Source organism: Methylomonas sp. ZR1, from assembly GCF_013141865.1.
Lineage (GTDB): Bacteria > Pseudomonadota > Gammaproteobacteria > Methylococcales > Methylomonadaceae > Methylomonas.
The window spans coordinates 4,274,447-4,293,373 of sequence record NZ_RCST01000001.1; the positions used below are offsets into that span (position 1 = coordinate 4,274,447).

Annotated in this window: 14 protein-coding genes; 1 reads left to right on the top strand and 13 read right to left on the bottom strand. The window is 52.1% G+C overall.

All coding sequences use genetic code 11. From position 1 onward, the window contains the following. Nucleotides 1-45 precede the first annotated feature (45 nt). From DDY07_RS19415 to DDY07_RS19460, 10 genes are all read right to left on the bottom strand, one after another. Nucleotides 46-1,089, bottom strand: a complete 1,044-nt coding sequence (locus tag DDY07_RS19415) for a YhcG family protein (protein WP_367650891.1) — start codon at nt 1,087-1,089, stop codon at nt 46-48. Further along, nucleotides 1,086-2,198 (bottom strand): hypothetical protein, encoded by a 1,113-nt coding sequence (locus DDY07_RS19420; RefSeq protein WP_171697086.1) that lies wholly within the window; start codon nt 2,196-2,198, stop codon nt 1,086-1,088. The genes DDY07_RS19415 and DDY07_RS19420 overlap by 4 nt, the downstream gene beginning before the upstream one ends. Further along, nucleotides 2,182-4,206, bottom strand: a complete 2,025-nt coding sequence (locus tag DDY07_RS19425; RefSeq protein ID WP_171697087.1) for a hypothetical protein — start codon at nt 4,204-4,206, stop codon at nt 2,182-2,184. Before DDY07_RS19425 ends, DDY07_RS19420 begins: the two co-directional genes overlap by 17 nt. 167 nt (nt 4,207-4,373) lie before the next feature. Continuing rightward, nucleotides 4,374-6,086, bottom strand: a complete 1,713-nt coding sequence (locus DDY07_RS19430) for a restriction endonuclease subunit S (protein ID WP_171697088.1) — start codon at nt 6,084-6,086, stop codon at nt 4,374-4,376. Continuing rightward, nucleotides 6,083-8,554, bottom strand: coding sequence for a class I SAM-dependent DNA methyltransferase (locus tag DDY07_RS19435; protein WP_171697089.1), 2,472 nt, complete (start codon nt 8,552-8,554; stop codon nt 6,083-6,085). Before DDY07_RS19435 ends, DDY07_RS19430 begins: the two co-directional genes overlap by 4 nt. 21 nt (nt 8,555-8,575) lie before the next feature. Beyond that, nucleotides 8,576-11,308, bottom strand: a complete 2,733-nt coding sequence (locus DDY07_RS19440; RefSeq protein WP_171697090.1) for a DEAD/DEAH box helicase family protein — start codon at nt 11,306-11,308, stop codon at nt 8,576-8,578. Between the two features lie 423 nt (nt 11,309-11,731). Then, nucleotides 11,732-12,793 (bottom strand): phosphotransferase, encoded by a 1,062-nt coding sequence (locus DDY07_RS19445; protein ID WP_171697091.1) that lies wholly within the window; start codon nt 12,791-12,793, stop codon nt 11,732-11,734. Beyond that, entirely contained in the window at nt 12,790-13,377 is a 588-nt protein-coding gene (gene rdgB, locus DDY07_RS19450) for an RdgB/HAM1 family non-canonical purine NTP pyrophosphatase (RefSeq protein ID WP_171697092.1), read from the bottom strand. Before rdgB ends, DDY07_RS19445 begins: the two co-directional genes overlap by 4 nt. Nucleotides 13,378-13,381: 4 nt before the next feature. After that, nucleotides 13,382-14,131, bottom strand: coding sequence for a ribonuclease PH (rph, locus tag DDY07_RS19455; RefSeq protein ID WP_171697841.1), 750 nt, complete (start codon nt 14,129-14,131; stop codon nt 13,382-13,384). A gap of 57 nt (nt 14,132-14,188) precedes the next feature. Further along, nucleotides 14,189-15,094 carry a serine/threonine-protein kinase gene (locus DDY07_RS19460; protein ID WP_171697093.1) on the bottom strand — a complete coding sequence of 302 codons (906 nt, stop codon included), beginning with the start codon at nt 15,092-15,094 and terminating at the stop codon, nt 14,189-14,191. Between the two features lie 54 nt (nt 15,095-15,148). On the opposite strand from DDY07_RS19460, the gene DDY07_RS19465 reads away from it, so the two are divergent. Further along, complete coding sequence (locus DDY07_RS19465) at nt 15,149-16,000, top strand: YicC/YloC family endoribonuclease (protein WP_253734545.1); 852 nt, start codon at nt 15,149-15,151, stop codon at nt 15,998-16,000. A gap of 176 nt (nt 16,001-16,176) precedes the next feature. Here the strand turns inward: DDY07_RS19465 and DDY07_RS19470 are convergent, their stop codons facing one another. The 3 genes from DDY07_RS19470 to DDY07_RS19480 all read right to left on the bottom strand — a co-directional run bounded on the left by DDY07_RS19470 (nt 16,177) and on the right by DDY07_RS19480 (nt 18,831). After that, nucleotides 16,177-16,593, bottom strand: a complete 417-nt coding sequence (locus DDY07_RS19470) for a hypothetical protein (protein ID WP_171697095.1) — start codon at nt 16,591-16,593, stop codon at nt 16,177-16,179. 251 nt (nt 16,594-16,844) lie between these two features. Next, nucleotides 16,845-18,104 carry an FAD-binding oxidoreductase gene (locus DDY07_RS19475; protein ID WP_171697096.1) on the bottom strand — a complete coding sequence of 420 codons (1,260 nt, stop codon included), beginning with the start codon at nt 18,102-18,104 and terminating at the stop codon, nt 16,845-16,847. Nucleotides 18,105-18,150: 46 nt separating this feature from the next. Then, nucleotides 18,151-18,831, bottom strand: coding sequence for an SDR family NAD(P)-dependent oxidoreductase (locus DDY07_RS19480; RefSeq protein WP_171697097.1), 681 nt, complete (start codon nt 18,829-18,831; stop codon nt 18,151-18,153). Nucleotides 18,832-18,927: the final 96 nt, after the last annotated feature.

The window sequence follows — 18,927 nt, forward strand, 5'->3', positions numbered from 1 at the left end:
GTAAAAAGTGTGTCGGAGTTGTTGCTTCCTGGACATTGAACGTCGTCACGACAAATCACCCAACTCCTGTTCAATTTCCTCAATACTAGGCAAACTGGTTTGCAATTCGGCTGGCAAAGCTTCAACTAATTGATACTCAGCCACGCCAATCGGCCTGTTGGTATCGCGCAAAGCATATTCGGCGACGATCCGGTTTTGGGTTTTGCATAACAATAAGCCGATGGTTGGCTGGTCGTGCTCGGATTTCAGTTGCGCATCTACCGCCGTCAGGTAAAAGCTCAATTGTCCGGTGTGTTCCGGCTTGAAAGCACCGGTCTTGAGTTCCACCACCACGTAGCAGCGCAGCTTCAGGTGGTAAAACAACAAGTCGATGAAAAAATCGTCGCCACCTACTTCCAGATGATACTGCCGGCCGACGAAAGCAAAGCCGGCGCCAAGTTCGATCAGAAAACGGGTGATATGCTGAACCAGCGCGTTTTCGATCTCCCGCTCGTCGGCTTCCTGGCCGATGCCGAGAAAATCGAACAAGTAAGGGTCTTTCAAGGATTCGCGGGCCAAATCCGAATGGGGCTTTGGTAAATTGGCTTCGAAATTGGTGACAGCATTTCCTTCCCGTTCCAATAAACGGGTTTCGATGTGGATGTTCAACACATTGCGCGACCAAGCGTATTCGATAGCCCGCTCGGCGTAGCGCTTACGGTTTTCAGCGTCTTTTAGTTTGCTGAGTAACACCAAGTTATGACCCCAGGGCAATCGTCCAACAAGCTGTTGGACAATTTCGGCATCGGGCCAAGCTTCAGCGAAAGCGCGCATATACATCAAGTTGGCGCGCGAAAAGCCTTTCATGTCCGGAAACGCGGTGCGCAAATCGTGCGATAGCCGTTCGATTACTTTAGCTCCCCAACCTTGTTGCGCTTGCCGTTCCAATATGTCGCGACCGATTTGCCAATACAGCAAAATCAATTCGCGATTGACGGATAAGGCCGCGCGTTGCTGGGCGGAATGAATGCGAGTTTTGAGTTCGGTTAGCCAGTCGGTGTAGCCGGTGGGTGTGTCGATTAGCGATGCTGGTTTGATTTGCTCGTTCACAGCAACTCCTGAATGATTTGCGCCAATTGGCAATCTTTCTGATATTGCAAGGCGGCAGCCTGACGAATCGAGCGTTCTTCTTGACCTATATTCTTCCTGGCCCAAATAATTGAATCGTCGAGCAACTCACCAATCTCGGCTTCATCGGGTGTTTGTCCCCGAAATCTATCCTGAAACGCTTTGGAAACGAATACCGATACACCTCTACCATCCATTTTTTCATTCACGTCGTTTGACCAACGCGCTTCGAGATCAAGTGTATTAACTAACGTTTGAGCGCGTTTCGGCACCGCTCCATCACGAATTTCGATAGACACCCGCATCGGATGCTCTGGCGACTGCTTGGCGACAACGGAAATTAACGAAGCGCCGCTAAGTAAAGAAGGATGATAGGTTCCGCGAATTCCGGCCTCGTCGGCGTTACCCATGGGGGTTTTATCCAGCTTCCAGGTTTCATTACAACCCTTGCAGGAAGCAAACAAATTGGCTGGATGAATCGCCAAATGCGGCCATTTGGATTTTGGGAAGAAGTGCTCGCAATCGTTGGCGTCGGCTTTGGTGCCGATTTCGCCTAAAGGACCGTCGCAGTAACCACAAATGCCAAGACTTTGAGGGCGGTATGCCTGCATAATTTTGGCACGGGTCATATCGCCATGGCTCAAGCCGAAAGTGTCTTTAGGGAACCCCTTTTCCGAAGCCAACCAGTCGTAAAACGGTTCGGCAACCGCCTTAACCGGGTCAAGCCACGCTGTAAAAACGCCCGGAAATTTCAATTCCAAGCTCGAATCGTGCCAATGTTGATGAAATGCCGCGTCATGCTCTATAGCGTTAGCGACTTGATTTGCTTGCAACGGCTCAGATCGGGCTTTGTCTGCCAAGACGTCCAGGGAATTGCCAAATTGAGTGCGCTTATCCGGTTTTCCCAGACGGCGAGCGCCAAACCAACTCAGCAGTTTGGAGTTTTTACCGAATAAGGTTTCCAAATCCTCTTTGGTCACTTGACCTGCCGGCGGCGTGCGCAACAGCCAAAACAGTAATTTCAACTTGACTTGATAAACCTTGTTCAAATCCTCGAACTCGGAAGCAGGCAACTCACGCTTGTGCAACATTGCCGTCCTCTTTCAATAAGCGCCGCCACGCACGCTTTAGCTCCACCTGAAAATAGCCGGGGCCGGTTTGCCGGATGAAGGCTTCCAGCACCGCTTGCATCGTCAAAGGCCACTCGGCGCCGAAATGTTCGGCAAAATGGACGATGCTATCTAGCGTCTGGCGGACACCGACTTTAGTCATGGCTGGTTCGGTGACCGAAACAACTTTCCAAACCTGATCGACAATATCGTTGTTAAGGCTGGTATTTTCGCCGGCCCAACTCGGTTCAATCCGGTCAGCCAGCGTCGCGGCCGCAATCAAAACTTCCAAAATCCGGCTCGCACGGCGGCCCACGGTATCGGGCGCACCGAAAATATCGCGCAACGGATGATCGCCGGTGGCGCCGAAGGTATGAATATCGTTGTCCAATATGCGGATCACCGAATGCGATGCAGTCGCGGAATTGTCGTCAACCGCGCGCTCCAAAACCACCAATTCGTCTTTCAAGGCATCCGTCAATACCAAGGCGGCATGCGTGGCGACTATCACCTCGCATGAAGTTTTACCCAATGCAGCATCAACCACGGACACCACATCGCGCTTCCACAGGTCGTTAAAATGCGTCTCCGGCTCGTCCAATAACAGCAATGAATCGTGCTGGCCTTCCAATAAATGAAACAAGGCCATCCGGCCCAAAACCATTTGCTCGCCGTCGGATAATTCTTCGTAACGTAATACGCCGACATCGTTTTCAACGACGTCACGATCCGCCGATTCATCCGGCTTGGGGGAGCGGCGCAAGCGCAATTCGACATCATCGAACAAACCGGCTTGGTGTAGCTCCACCAGCTTGCTGAACGACTCGAAATCAGTGGCGTTTTCGCCGCCCAATAATCCAGTTAAAGCGCCGCCTTGCGTGCCGCTGTTTTGTAAATCGTCATTGAAAGTCTCGCCATAACCGCTGAACTCCCCCCGCAAATCGAAATGCAGCGTTCGCCTAGCTTCGGTCGGGTGCGGCTCGGTAATCACCTCGCCGGCACACATCAGCCAATCGTGGGCAATTTCCAGCACACGATTGCGCCGCCAAACTTCGGGTTGCAAGCGACAACGGAAAGCCACCGAAACCAAATGATGCCAACCGCCGCGTCTCAGCATTTCTTGTAACGCTGAACGATATTCGCCATCCCGGCCACCGATCTTGGCCAGCAAGCCATTAAGCACCGGCAAGTTAGGATTATCATCGGTATCGACAAACGCTTGAGGCAAAGCGACGACCAACAAAGCGCACTTCAATAATGCCGGCGTCAACAGAATCGGCCGGCGGAATAGATCGCTTGCTGGCGAGATGTCGCCTAGACCACTATCAACTGCGCTGATCGGGCCAGTCAGATTTTGACTAGCCAACTCCAAAGTCGTATTCCAACCCGGCGGCCGTTCCATATCGTTAGGTTCGTCATTCAAGCTGAAGGATTCCTCGCTATCTTGGCCGACTGAACTTCGGTTCCAAATCGCTTGCCAGGGCGCTATCGCGCCGGTGGTATAGGCCAAAACGGCATTAGGCAGAGCCATCAATGGCGGGGTGCTTGCTTGACTAGGCCATCCTCCCGGCGCAATTAGCGGTGACATATTGGGTACGAATGTTTCGCCAAAAATTTTAAACGAACAGTGCTCAATTAATCCTTCAAATAACTCAATTGGGCTATTGTCTTCAAAAGCAAATCGCTCACGTATCCAAAGACTCGATTCCGTGCGTTTACCCGGACAATGCAGAAACAATGTCCGGTGATTGGCCGTATCTTTTTGACCCAATTCGTAAACCAAACTGACCGGAAAGGGCGGCACGCGCTGTTCTGACAACGCTAAAAACACCTCGGCCAAGGCGCGCAGCAAATTGGATTTACCGCTGCCGTTGACGCCGACTACAAAACGAATCGCGCAATCGCGTTGCAGCGGCGAACCGCTGGCGAACAACACTTTGATGTCGTTGATCGGTGGGTAGTCTCGCAGATGTAGATAACGCAGTTTCATTGAGGATCTCGCTACAAATAACTTCCCCCTTTGAAAAAGGGGGATTAAGGGGGATTTATTTAAAAAATCTCCCCCAACCCCTCTTTTTCAAAGAGGGGGGCAACAATCTTGTGATTCGGAACAATCCATGTTCCGGCAAGTGCTTTATTGTCATGTCTTAAGCTCGCTTACTCCGCTAAATGACCGGCCAATGGCCCGTCGCCATTTAGCGCGTTTTTCAACATCGCCGCATCACGCAAGCGGCTGTTTTCGTCGTCGCGTAGCGAGCGAAAGGCAGTTAAATATTCGGTTTGTTGTGTAGCCGCATTCTGGCGCGGCACACTGACTTTGGCGATCAAGCCCAAGGCCGCCAGTTGTTCCAGCGTACGGCGGATGCGGTTGGGCGAAGCGTTGAAATGTTCGATAGGCCCAGTGGTTTGCGGGTTGGTGCAGAAGTCGTTAAACGCTTCGGGATCGTCGACGATCACCAGTTTTTGAGGCCATTCGTGACGCAACATGGTCCAAACTGCACCTTGAAATTCGCTGAGTTCGTTGATCAGCCAATGGCGGGCTGGGCGATCTAAATCTTTTTGGAGCAGTGGAGTTGATTTGGACTCAGCATAAAATTGCGCGGCTTTTGAACCTCGTTCGAACAAACTTTCTTTGCGTTCCATGGCTGACGTTGTTATCTCTCTGATGTGAGCAACTCTCCATGCTTTAGTAAGCTCCCCGTTGAATGCAGAAATAACCAGTGCTTGGCTTGATTCTTTTAGCAGGATTTGCTGATTTTCTTGTCGATCTAACTCTTGAAAAATATTTCGAACATTTTCTGAAAATGCCAATTGTTCTTCGAAAGTTGGAATTTTAAGCTTGTATGTCTTTAAAAAACTTTCGGGTACACGTTGATGACCGCTGGTACCAATAAATGCTCTCGCAGCCATTTTTCGAAATACAGTTCTTCTCGTTAGCGCCCATAGAAACTCAGCGGTTGCATTTGGCTTCGGACGCAATACATGGAATTCCGTCGATCCAGCGCCGATGCCATTTTCCAACCCTAGGGCAATTGCAATTTTCCCGTTTTCCATACAAGGGCTGATTTTGGCAAAAAGCACGTCATTTTCTATAAACCGTGTATAACCAGTTTTTACTTCCTGAAAAAGTTTGGTTTCGTATTTGGTTACTCTGCCAGAAACCTCGTCGACCGCAGCCATCGGAAGAAAAGATACGTCTTGTCGCAAATCTACTGGACTATCCAGAGGGGGATTGATCCATGCCAAATCTGCCAACAATCCGTATTTTTCATTTCCTCGACTAACTTCTGGATCTTGAAAATACTCGTCGAACAAAAGGAATATTAAGCTATGTAGCTTTGCTATTTGGGTGTTACGTGCGGTAACCAGATCGTCAAGAAGTCTTAAGATATCTACGATGCGTTGTTGCTCAAGAATTGTAGGAAGAACAATTGGAATCCGATTAAAAGAACTTGCCGGTACACGAGGCAAATTTGCACCGGTAGCCAATTGGGAAGCGCGAACATGAACCGCTGGCGCTCTTAAATAATGAGCTGCAAATTCAGGAAGAATTGCGCCTGTCGAGCGCAATGCCCAAATATCAGTACTGCAAATGCCGTCCTGTTCAGACAAATATACTTTATTGAGATTGGGACGGAGTTTGCCGTAAAGAATATCTCCTGCTTTGAATTGGGTTTTAATGCTTAATATGTCACCGCCTTCGGTTTTGTCCCCGGCTTCTAGAAGCAGGCGCCCCGTATGACTCTCGATGTGTTCCAGTCCGATGTAGAAGTGCGATGAAATTGAGGAGGTTTGAGGATCGATTTTGGTATCGACATGTTCCAAGACGTCACCCAGCCTTGTCTCCACCCAGCTTTCCGGCAATTTCATTCCTGCCCCTCAACCATTGTCAGCAACTTATCCAAACCACTCATGATTTTCTGCTCGGTCTCTCTAAGCTCACCGATCAACTCGACGACACTCTTGTCGCTCTTGAGCGGGCTGAAATCGAAGGGTTTGTATTGCCCAGCCGACAGGTTCCAGTCGCGGGCTTCGATGCAATCCGGGTCGAGCAAATCGTCTTTCAGGTTGCCTTTGTCGTCGTAAAGCCCTTGGTCCAGCATGGTCCGGACATATTCCGGCCTGACCAAACCGTTGGCATCGTGCGAACCTAGCAGTTTGCCGTCCGTCGATTGCCAATCTTCTTTTGGCAGCCAATGGCGTACCGGAATGACCCAATGCTTGGCAGTGGCTATAGCCGTTTGCTGATCGATGGCAAGACTGCGCAGCACCACGTCGAAGCCGTCCAGTTTGGCGACTTCGCGCGCCAAGGCTTCCATTTCCTGCGTTAAATCATTGACCGGCTGATATTCGCCGAAGCTGCTACGGTTGGCCTGGGTAAGGATGGTTTCAAATTCGGCTAGCGCGGTACTTAGCGCCGCTTTGCTCCAATCTTTCCAGAGCGGCAAAGCCGGGGAATCTTCACTTTCGAAAAAGCGCTGGACATCGCTTACGGCCCGACGAAATTCTTGGGGCAAATTTTTAATGGCTTTTTGCCAATCGTCCAAAGTTTGTTGCGGGGCCTGAACTATTGCCGGATGCCATTTAGCCCAAATTTCGCGGGTTGCCGGTGCCAAATAGCGTTTCGCCAAATCTAATAAAGCGGGTTGAATCTTGGCTTTGATCTGTTCTTCGGCGGCTTTTGGATCGCTGGGCATTTCCGAAAACAGTTCGTGTATGTCCCAAATCTGACCGTCCCACATGCCGCTATCGGATTGGTTGGCAAAGGCATGACCGGCCGCCGTCAACTGGTCGGCGCTATCGCGGAGCTGGGCTTGCCGCCAGCGTTCGGTGTGGAAAGCCGGTTGCAAATAGATTTTTTCCAATCTCACCGAACCGGCGCGGCCTTCGTTCAGCCAAGTTTTGAATTTCACCAAGGCGTCCCACAAATCGTTCGCTTGACCGGGGCGGGTGTTGCGCTTGGCATCCAGCGTAAAGCCGTCGTTTTCGATTTCGTAGAACCAGACATATTTGCTGCGCGGCTCTTGCCCGGTCAGATTTTGTTTGTCGTCGCGGCGGGTTTCCTTGCGGAAAATCAGGATCGAGGTTTTGACGCCGGTATAAGGCTGAAATACGCCGCCCGGCAGGGAAATAACGCCCTCAACCACATGCTCGGTTAGCAGTTCGCGGCGCAGGCGTTTGTGGGCGTCGGTGTTGCCGGATAGCACGCCCTCGGGAATGATCACCGCGCAACGGCCGCCGATTTGCAGCAAATCCAGCATCAGCCACAAAAACAGCAATTCACTTTTGTTGGTGAGGGAGTCGTCTTTTTTCTTACCGCCGCCACCGATGCGCGGGAATAAGATGCTGTCTTTTTCCAGGTCGGCGGTATCGACGGTGCCGGTAAACGGCGGATTGGCGAGTACGAAGCGGTAGCTTTCCGGCGTCAGCAATTCGGCCAACTTAGGTTTGCCTTCGCGCTTGCTCAAAGAGTCGCCTTGCACCAGTTGCGGGTCGACGATATCGTGCAGGATCAGGTTCATCCAGCCGATGCGGGTCATGGTGCGGTCATTATCCAAGCCGACGAAATTGGCTCCGTTATGGATTTCGGCATATTCGCGCGTGGTGGTGCCGGCGCCGTCCAAACGGTGCGGCGTGCCGTCCCATTCCAAGCGGACAGTGTCGGGTATTGTGAATTTGCGCATCAGGTATTGCTGGGCGCTGAACAGGAAGCCGCCGGTTCCCGCCGCCGGGTCGATGATTTTGTCGCCGGGTTCGGGATCGAGCAGTTCGACCATGAAGCGGATCAAATGCCGCGGGGTGCGGAACTGGCCGTTTTTACCGGCGGTCGCCATTTCGCTAAGCAGGTATTCGAAGGTGTCGCCCATGATGTCCTGGGCGGCGGAACCGTCGCCGGCGCGGGCAAACAGCTGGTCGATTTTATCGATGGCGTCACCGAGCACCTGGCCCTTGTTGGGGTCGAGCTGGAAATAGGCATCGGCCATGCGTTTGTCTAAACCGCCCAATTCGGAATCGGTTTCCTGATCGGTCAAACGGCTGTCTATGGTTCTCAACCAGGGAAACACCACCTCGGCGAGATGGCGCGGATTGGTTTTTTCCGACTGGCGGATGTAACTCCAGCGGCAGGTTTCCGGATTCATGTCCTCAGGATCGCTATCCCGGCGCTGATAGATGGACGGCAGATTACGTTCGACGCGCTTGCGGTCGATGTCTTCCAAACGTTTTAAAAACAACAGATAGGTGATCTGTTCGACGGCGACCAAGGGATTGGTCAGGCCGGCCGCCCAAAAGCGGTTCCAAAGTTCATCGACTTTTTTCTTGATATGCGGGGCTAGCATTAACGGTTTATTCCTGGTGGGTTAAGCCGCATCGTCAACCCATTGGTTGGCGAAGGCGACGAGTTCTTCGATGTCTTGCGGCGGAAACAGAGCTTCCACCCGGCCGACGCGGGATAACGGCGGTTCGCTGAGGGCGGCTCGGCTGATCCGGCCGTGGCGTAATACGGCGGCTTTGACCGCGCGCAAATAGTTAAGCTGGTTGGCGCGCAAATAGCCGTGTTGGGCAATGTAGGCATCGAAAGCTTGATTGATGCGCTGTTCGCGGTCCGGCAAGCGGGCATCTTCGCACAGAATGTGGCGCAGGAAATCCGGCAACGCGGCGGTTTGGTTTTCAAAGGCTTTGCGCAAGGTGTCTTCGGTGACGAACAAATCCGCTTGATTCAGGGTGGCGGCGATGCTGTCGAGTTCGTCGTCGCTGAGGATTTCGCCGCTTTTTAGTTTGTCCAAAGCAGGGAGTTCATCAGCCAGACGTTTGACCCAGGCTTCGACCTGCTCGCGGTAGCTTTCCGCGAAGGCACCTTCGCCGCTGGGGCCGTAAATGATCCAACTGCGTTGGCTGATGGCATCCGGCAGGTTAATTTCCACGGTATTTTTGGGCACGGCCGTGCGGTAACGCATCAATGGCGCGAAAGTCGCTTGCAAACTATTTAGGCGCGCCAAATCCAAATGCTCCCAAAATCCGGCGGTAGCAATCCAAGCCCGTTGTTCCTGCACTTTGCGGACTTCCGGAATGTTGTCGGCCAAGCTGGCAATGGCCTCTTGAATGCGCTGTTTTACAGTCAGCTGTTCGGTCTCATCCGATTTTAACCAGGCCACGGTTAGACGCTCGCACCAAACGCGAAATTGCAGTTCGTCGAGCCCGCAGAGCGATACCAAGCGCAGCAGTGGAGCGATGGTTTTGCTGAGATGCTCGATCGCTAAATGATCGGGCTGCGGCCACTGCGCGAGTAGTTGGTCCAGTTCGTCCCAGTGCGGCCGCACGTTGATGCTTTGCCGAGGTAACACGGCCAGCATGGCTTGCAGTTCATCAATGGCGGACTGGGTATCGAGCTGTTGGGCGTGCAAGGTGCTCCATTTTTCCAAACGCAAACGGAATAAACGTACCGGCAACGGTTCGCTGGGATGGTCCAACTCACCGTCCGGCTTGAGTTTGAAATAGGCGAAGTTTTTCCAATGATCGATGATCAGAAAGTCTTTTTTAACTTCTCCGGTGGCTTTGTCGATGTGGAGCCGGGTACCGCGTCCGATCATCTGCCAAAACTTGACCCGGCTGAATACCGGTTTGGCGAACACCAGATTTTGGATGGCCGGCACGTCAACGCCGGTATCGAGCATGTCCACCGAGATGGCAACACGCGGCATGGTTTTGTATTTGAAATCGTCCAGCGTGGCATCGGCGCGTTCCATGTGGCTGTCGATGATTTCCGCCATGCCCTGGCGTTGTAACTCCGGATAGAGGCGGTTGAAGCTCTCGTACAAGCGTTTGGCGTGGGCATGGCTGACGGCGAAGATGATGGTTTTATGCGGTAAGCCGCGCGCATCTTTTCGGCATTTGTCCATGAATTCGCGGACGATGGCGTCGTTAGTGCCTTGGTTGATGACGCCTTTTTCAATGTCGCTGCCGTCGAAGTTGAGTTCGTCGAGTTCGACGCCTTGGTCGCGAGCCATTTGTTGCAGCGGCTCGGGCAACGCATCGCCCTGAATGCCTTGCAACTGGAAATTGGTTTGCGCATCCAATACCCGGTAATTAACCAAATTCTTATCTGCGACCGCTTGTTCGTAGCTGTAGTAATAGGACGGCAGGCCGTCACCGCAGTCGAACAGTTCGAAGGTATTGTGGTCGATGTAGTCGGTCGGTGTGGCGGTAAGACCCAGCTGGATAGCATCGAAATGATCGAAGATGGCTTTATAGCGTTGATAGATGGAGCGATGGCTTTCGTCGGCGACGATTAGGTCGTAACACCCCACCGACAGACGTTGATAAACCTGCATCATGCTGGGATAGGTGGCGAATTGAATGCGCGCACCGGACGTTGCTCCGCCTTCGATTCGGCTCAAGCTTTCGTTAGGCAGATGGGTTTTGAATTCGGACATGGCTTGGCGAACCAATTCCCGGCGGTCTGCCAGAAACAACACTTTTTGCACACGCTTGGCCCGTAGCAGGGTATCGACCAAGGCAATGGTGGTGCGGGTTTTACCGGTCCCGGTTGCCATGACCAACAAAAATTTTCGTTTGGCGGCATCGATGCCTTCGGTCACTCGACGGATCGCTTCGTTTTGATAATCGCGGCCGGCAATCTCGGCACTGATAGCGACTTCGCTCACCGGCAGCGCGTATTGCTTTTGGTGCCTTAGACGTTCCAGATCATCGCGGGTGTAAAAACCGGCGATCTTACGCGGCGGGTAGCGGTCTCGATCCCAAAACTGGATTTCCTTGCCGTTGGTCAAGAATACAAACGGGTCGGTGCCGGTTTTGGCTTTTATGGCTTCGGCGTAGTCGGCCGCTTGGCGTTTGCCTGCCAACTCGTCACGCGAAGTGCGTTTGGCTTCAACGACTGCCAACGGCTTACCGTCGGAACCAAGCAAGACGTAATCGGCGAATTGGTCTTTGCCGTAAGGTTGGTCCGGCGTGGCGATTTGCAACAACACTTCTTCAAGCAGCATTTTGCGCTGCTTGGACCAACCGGCACGGGCGAGCTGGGAATCAATCAACTCGGTTCGGGTTAATGTCTCGTTGGGGTTTGTTGCTGTCACAAGATCCTTTTTTCTTCCGTTGCACGGAGATTTCATGATCGATTAATTTCGACCTTAGCGGAGGCTCTCGCCTGATTTTTTCACTCAATCAGATACGTAGCAAACGCCAGATAACTTTATAACTCTGTTCTCAGATAATGGATAGCTCACGGTAATCTTCTTCCAGCGCCAGACCATGCAGTTCCTAATTTAAACCAGCATGTTGACACGGCCTCTTCGCCAGCCAAATCATGACTTACACTGGAGATAAAATAGTCACAACCAGATGACGGGCGAATCGAAGTTGCTGAATTCAGCCACTCAATTCTGACATCCTTATGTTGGGTTGCAAATTGAAATGGCCTAGTGACTTTGATTGTTCAGCAACAAGCCTTCGACGGAAATTTGTCCTTAGAAGTTTTAAAACTCAAGGCAGTTATGCAATTAGCCTATACGCTTGGCTAACAATTGCTGTAAATCCCCTTTTTGCCGCTCGATACTCCCGCACAATTCAAATAGCGCCTGCGCCCGTTCTAAGTTTTGCCGGGGCGCGCTAACTTTGAAGTATTGGTTGCCGTCCAGGTAATCGCTGAAAAAGCGTAGGCCCAGTTCGAACGGAATCAGCCAGATGGCCGGGTAGAGATAGTCGTAGTCGTCGGCGCTGAAAAACTCGCCGGCTTCTTGCAGGTAGCTTTCCAGTAGGGTCTGGCAGCGGGCCAGGTCGAATTCGTTGTTGCTGGGGTTGTGGCAGCAGGAGCGCAGGCAGTCGCCGATGTCGTAGTGCACTAGGCCGGGTTTGACGGTGTCCAGATCGATCAGGCTGACGATGCGGTCGCTGCCGGGTTCGAATAGAAAGTTGTTCAGTTTCGGGTCGCCGTGGATCACCCGTTCGCGCAGTTCGCCGCGCTGCTTGGCCTGTTCCAGGACGGGGATTTGTTGCTGCATCCGGTCGATAAAATCCCGGCATTGGTTAAATGCCGCATCGACGGTGACTTGCAACGGCTGCGCCAGCCGTTGCCGATAAGTTTCAAAATAGCTTGGCGTGATATGAAAGCCCGGCAGAGTGTCGTGTAGTTCAGCGGCGGGCAGATTGGCGCATAGCTTGTGGAAGTGCGCCAGGGCAAAACCGACTTGGCTGGCTTCCGCCGGATTGCTGATGTGCTCGCGGCTTTCGGCGGGCTCAATTAACTGCAACGCTCGCCAGACTTGGCCGCTGTCGTCGCGGTAACTCGCTGCTCCAGCCACCGTGGAAAGCATGGCGGGGATTTGCAGATGCAGATCGGCGGCACGCTGAGAGCCGATGTGCCGATTCAGCCGTTGCAGATTGGCGATGACCCGTTCCGGTTGCGGAAATACCCGGCCGTTCAGGCCTTGCAACACAAAGCGGTTGCCGTCGTGCGGGGTAACGAGATAGGTATCGTTGATCAGGCCGTTACCCAGCGGGCTGATCTGCGGGTTGCTGCCGAGGCCGGAAAATTGTTCGGCTATCTGCTGTAGCCGATTCACAGCCCGGCAAGTTGTTGACTAAGCGCCCGCAAAGCCTGGCCGCGATGGCTGAGGGCGTTTTTTAATTCCGGGGCCAGCTGCGCCGACGAGCATTGATATTGCTCGACCCAGAACACCGGGTCGTAGCCAAAGCCGTTTTCACCCACCGCTTGCCGCAGAATCCGGCCTTCCCAGACGCCTTGAGCGATGATAGGCGTCGGGTCCAACGCATGGCGTAGATAAACCATCACGCAGATGAAACGCGCGCTGCGTTCTGCGTCCGGCACGTCGCGCATTTCTTCTATTAACTTGTCCAGATTCGCTTGATCGGAAGCGCCGATGCCGGCATAACGCGCCGAAATTACTCCTGGCGAGCCGCCCAGCGCATCCACCGCCAAACCGGAATCGTCGGCGATGGCCGGCAAGTTGCAGTGTAATGCAGCGTTGCGGGCCTTGATGATGGCGTTTTCGATGAAGGTCGCGCCGGTTTCGTCCGGCTCTACCACCTTGAATTGCGATTGCGGCAGGATCTGGTCGTTTTGCAGGATGGCCTGAATTTCCCGAATTTTGCCGGCATTACCGCTGGCTAAAACGATCGAACTCATTTTTTTACAGCACGACTCGCAGCGGCGCGGGCTTTTTGGCTTCCCGCAATGCGGCTTGCTGTTTTTCGATCAATTGGTTGATGCCCAACTCAGCCAGCTCTAGCATGGCGTTTAATTCGTCTTTTCTAAAGGCATGGCCTTCCGCAGTGCCTTGCACTTCGATGAAGTGGCCGGCTTCGTTCATCACCACGTTCATATCGGTTTCGGCTTGGTGGTCTTCGGCATAGTCCAAGTCCAACACCGGCACGCCGTTATAAATGCCGACCGACACCGACGCGACCTGGCCGTGTAGCGGGTTTTTCTTGATCTTGTGGGTTTTTAACAGGTGTTCGATCGCAATCGACAGCGCGACAAAACCGCCGGTGATGGATGCGGTGCGAGTGCCGCCGTCGGCCTGGATCACATCGCAATCGATAGTGATGGTGTTTTCGCCGAGGGCTTTTAAGTCGATGGCGGCGCGCAAGGAACGGCCGATCAGACGTTGGATTTCCAAAGTACGGCCGCCTTGTTTGCCGCGACCGGCTTCGCGGTCCATTCGGCTGTGGGTGGAGCGCGGCAGCATGCCGTATTCAGCGGTAACCCAACCTTCGCCTTTACCTTTTAGAAAACGCGGGACGCTATTGTCGACGCTGGCGGTGCACAAAACCCGAGTATCGCCAAATTCCACTAACACTGAACCTTCGGCGTGTTTGGTGTAATTGCAGGTAAAGCGTATTTCGCGCAGTTGATCGGGGTTGCGTCCGCTTGGTCTCATATTCATCTCGCTGGTATATAAATTGCGGGCATTATACTGGCTTTAGCGGGCGGATTTTTAACTATTGCCAGGCTTGAGAGCCTGCTGTAACTCCGCCACGCTTTGCGGTCTGTTCTCCGGAAAAACCGCCATGGCCCAATCGATCGCTTTGAGTAAATACTCCGGAAAATGCCGTTTATGCGCTTTCACAGCCGGCGCCAAATCGTCCTGTTTGATGCGGTCCGGCGAGGGCTGCGGGATTTTATAATCCAGACAGGCGCGCATGCTGGCGCCCACCGCATAAATGTCCGACCACGGCCCGAGATTGCCATTGTTATCGTATTGCTCGATAGGCGAATAACCATTGGTCAGCACCTTGGCGCGGTTACGTTGCGGGTCCAGCGTGATTTTGCGGATGGCCCCAAAATCCAGCAGCAAGGGGTCGTTTTCACTGCGGATCAGAATATTGGCGGGTTTGATGTCCAGATGCACCAGACCTTTTTGATGCACCGCTTCCACACCAGTCAGCAACAGCTTGAATACCGTCAGCAGGAAGGCTTCGTTAATCGGCAGGCTGCGTTTGTGCAGGATTTTGTCCAGCGTGATGCCATAGTCGTAAGTCATCACCATATACACGGTGTCGTTGGCCTGGAAGAAATTAATCACATCGACAATATTGTGATGCTTGAGCATCGCCAGTACTTTGGCTTCTTCAAAGAATAAGGAGCGGCCGCGCATGAACAGCGTCTTGGCCTCCTCATTATTGGGTACGACTAGGTTGTTCCAGGTGCGGTGCGCCAGTTTGCGCGGTAGATATTCTTTAATCGCCACCTGAATTTGATCGGCCAGTTGTCTGGCCAGATACACCGAGCTGAAGCCGCCGTGCGCCAATTCCCGCTCGATCATGTACTGATCTATAATGGTTCCCGATTGAAGGTAATTCCATTCCTTGGGATAAGTTTCTGGATCGTAGTATTCGGCCATGTGCAAGCTGCGCGGGTTAAGCGTAACGATTATAGGTGAAAAATGATAAGAAGCATGACCGCTTTCGCGGACGGCGAAATAAGCGCCGACAATCTGACCATCCTTTGCGAATTACGTTCGGTCAACCATCGTTACAGCGATGTTAGCGTCAAGTTGCCGGAGCGACTGCGCTTTGTCGAAGCCGACGCCCGCCGCCTGATTGCCGATAAACTTAAGCGCGGCAAAATCGAATGCGCCTTGAGTTACAAAAAACAAGCCAGTGACAACAGCTTCAATATCAATCGGGAAATAGTCGAAAAACTGTTGTCCGCTACAGTCGGTATCGAAGCGTTGATGAACAACCCGCAGCCGTTTTCCGCGCTGGAGGTGTTGGCGTTTCCGGGGGTGCAACAAGAAACCGAAACCGACAAGGACGCGCTACGCGATAAAATCGTCCAGTTGCTGGACTCAACCCTGGACAAAATGCTGGAAACCCGCGCCCGCGAAGGTGCGCAACTGGCGCAACTTCTGGAAGACCGCTGTCAGAAGATTAATTTGCTGGTGGAAGCGGCTCACAAACGCATGCCGGATGTGCTGCATAACCTGCGTAGCAAGCTTACCAGCCGGGTGCTGGAAATGGTCGCCGAACCTAATTTTGATCGCTTGGAGCAGGAATTGGTGTTGCTGGCGCAAAAGCTTGACGTAGCCGAAGAGCTGGATCGCTTGGAAACCCATGTCGCCGAAGTACTGCGCACCCTAAAACAACCGGAACCCACCGGCCGCCGCCTGGATTTCTTAATGCAGGAAATGAACCGCGAAGCCAACACCCTGGGCTCCAAGTCCGCTGACCGGGAAATGACGCAGATTTCTATCGATTTAAAAGTGCTTATCGAACAGATGCGTGAGCAGATACAAAATATTGAATGAAGTCTCAACCAATATAGGCGCTTAGACTTTTATCTTACTTCCCGTACCGCATATATTTTGTGATCCCTCTAATTTAAAGTTCAAACTGAGCTTGTCGGCGTTAGCGGCTCACTATTATCCGACAAGCTCAAGACCCGTAATAAAGCTAAACAACACTGATAGCGTAAATTAAAGCACTACTTATCAGCGCGCTGACAAAACAATATTGCGTCTCGCCAATCCAAACCTTTTCCTGTGGCATTCTGGAAGCACTCTACTGTGTTTTTGGCATTATTGGTGCCGGCGCAGAGATTAATAATATTTTGCCAATCCCAACTGATACCCTTTCCCCAGTTCACTCGGCCGTCCAGTACGCTTAGAAAGCATGCGCCAGGCTCTGCGGGTTTAGTCGTTCCGGCACAGAGTTGCTTGACGTTTTTGGGCTCCCAATTCATATTTTTCTCGTCATTCCAGGGGATTTTGCCTTGCACCGAGTTAAAGCATTCTGATTCATGGTCGGAGGCTTGAACTGTCACAGGATTAAAAAACAATGCAATTGAGCCGATGGCAATTGAGGTGCGGATAAAACGGTAAATACTACTTGATGTTTTCATGAGTCAATCCCCACTAATTAATATTTATGTTTAATATAATTTAATCACTAAAAACTATATTTTTGGCTCGCTAATAAATTACTCGACTTTTAGAGTATTTAGTTACCAGCTTACGCTCACTCACTATTCCATAAAAAATAGGTTTGTCGAATATTTACAAATCAACTGCAAATTTATAAAAACTCAATAAAAATAATGGGCAAAATAAATCCCTTCTATGGATTAACTCCTCGATTAATAATAACTAGAATTTACAAGCTGTTTTTCTTCAGTGCATTGGACTGCCAAAACTGGGATATATCGTTATTCGAAAACCTGTCTATGGAAAATTCTGCAATATCAATAGACTTTGCCGTCACATTGCCTTCAATAATTAAATCGGCAATGAGCTCTCCGAAAATTGGCGCATATTTCAAAGCCTGACCGGCGCCCAAGCAGTGGTACAAATTAGTCAATTGGGTGTCTTGGCCTAAGATAAACTTCAAATCCGGGGTAATATCGAAAAACGAATGATAGCCGCCGGCATAAACCGGCTTGCCGATTTTCGGGAAACGATTAATCACTTTACCCAGATAATTGTCGAGCTGTTGATGGGTAACATTGAAACTCAGCGCGTCATAAAAAACGTTGGCGCCCTCCGGATTCATCACCGCTCTGCTAAACGAGCGGGCAATATCCTTGCCGTTGCGGCTACGAGGTTGGTGCATGTGCAAAATGCTGCCGCGCCAGCGCCGAAAATAGGCTTGATTGACATAATCGGCAATGATGGGCATACCTTCGGGAATGTCATCGGCGCTCACTAAAAAATTGGCGGCATACACCGGTTCCAAAGCCACCGGGATACTTAAGCCGATACCGGCAAATAATTCCGCGCTCCAAGCCCCGGCGGCGTTGATCACATGTTCGGCAAATATTTTGCCCTGGCTAGTATTAATGGCGCTGATACCTTGCCCGGCACGTTCAAAGTCTATGACTTCGCAATGCTCCAGCACATCGATGCGGTTCTTTTTAGCCGCCGTTTGCATGGCATTTAATATCTGCGGCGAGTCCAACTGCAGAACGTCCGGTTCGTAGTAATAAATTTCGTCCGGCACGGTTTTTAGGGCTTGGCGGCTCAGATCCATCACGTCGCGATGAGCAAGCATCGCAAAGCCTATGCCTTCCTGTTGCAGCATTTGCTCCAGCGCCGTCCAACTTTCGGCACGGCTGTCGGGGGTATTTTCTGCAATCCAGATAGCGCCCGGTTGCTCGTAGGGGATGTTGACGCCCCAAAGAGGTTTGAGATTTTTCCAATATTGGGTGGCCATTTTAGCCATCCTGGCCGCCATCGGCGACGCATTGGCGGAGCGGACGATGGCGCTATGCCGGGAGCTAAGACCGGCACCCAAAACTTTTTTCTCGATAATGGCGACTTTATGTCTGTTATTGCCCAGCCGGCGTTGTACCGAAAAAGCGCATGCCGCGCCGAGGCAGCCACCACCAATCACCACGGTATGATAGAGCTTATTCATCAAGTCTCCGCGCAGCCTGGCGCTGCAAAGCAATTTTCAGCGGCTATCAAGTCTTGATAGCAGACATTCCCCCATCGACATGCATGACTTGCCCGGTAATCCAGGCGGCATTTTCGGACAGTAAAAACCAGGCCATCTGGGCAATATCCTCCGCTGCACCCAGACGTTTCAGCGGGTGTCGCGCCGCAGCAGCCTGCTTTTTGCTGTCTTCGCGCAAGAGACTTTCCGCTAACGGCGTGTCGGTCAATGACGGCGCAATTGCGTTTACTCGGATTTTTGGCGCCCATTCCGCCGCCAAGGCACGGGTCAAACCCTCTATCGCGCCCTTGGATGCCGAGACCGTGGCATGGAAAGGAAACCCGGTTTGCACGGCCACCGTGCTGAACAGCACGACCGAAGCACCCTCCGCCGCTTGCAGATTGCGCTGATAGTGCTGCAAGCAGCGCACGGCGCCGATCAAGTTAAGTTGAAAATCCGCGATAAATTCCTCGGGCTTGATCCTGACGAAAGGCTTTAAGTTGATACTGCCGGGGCAATACACCAAGCCTTGCAAGGGTTCATCAATGGTCGGCAATGCGTCGCTTGCTACATCGCAACTAAAATGTTTGAACACGTTCGGCACCGCAGCAGAACGGCTTAACGAGTAAATTTGACAGTGCGGCTGAGCCAAACCCGCAAGTGCGGCACCAATCCCGCTACTGGCTCCTACAATCAAAACATTACCCATGTTGTCCTCTGTCAGCCGATCAATCCAAACAAAATCTGTCGTTTGCGGTGGGGGTGCTAATGATTTCTTCTTGTATGCGCCGTAACAGACTGAGTT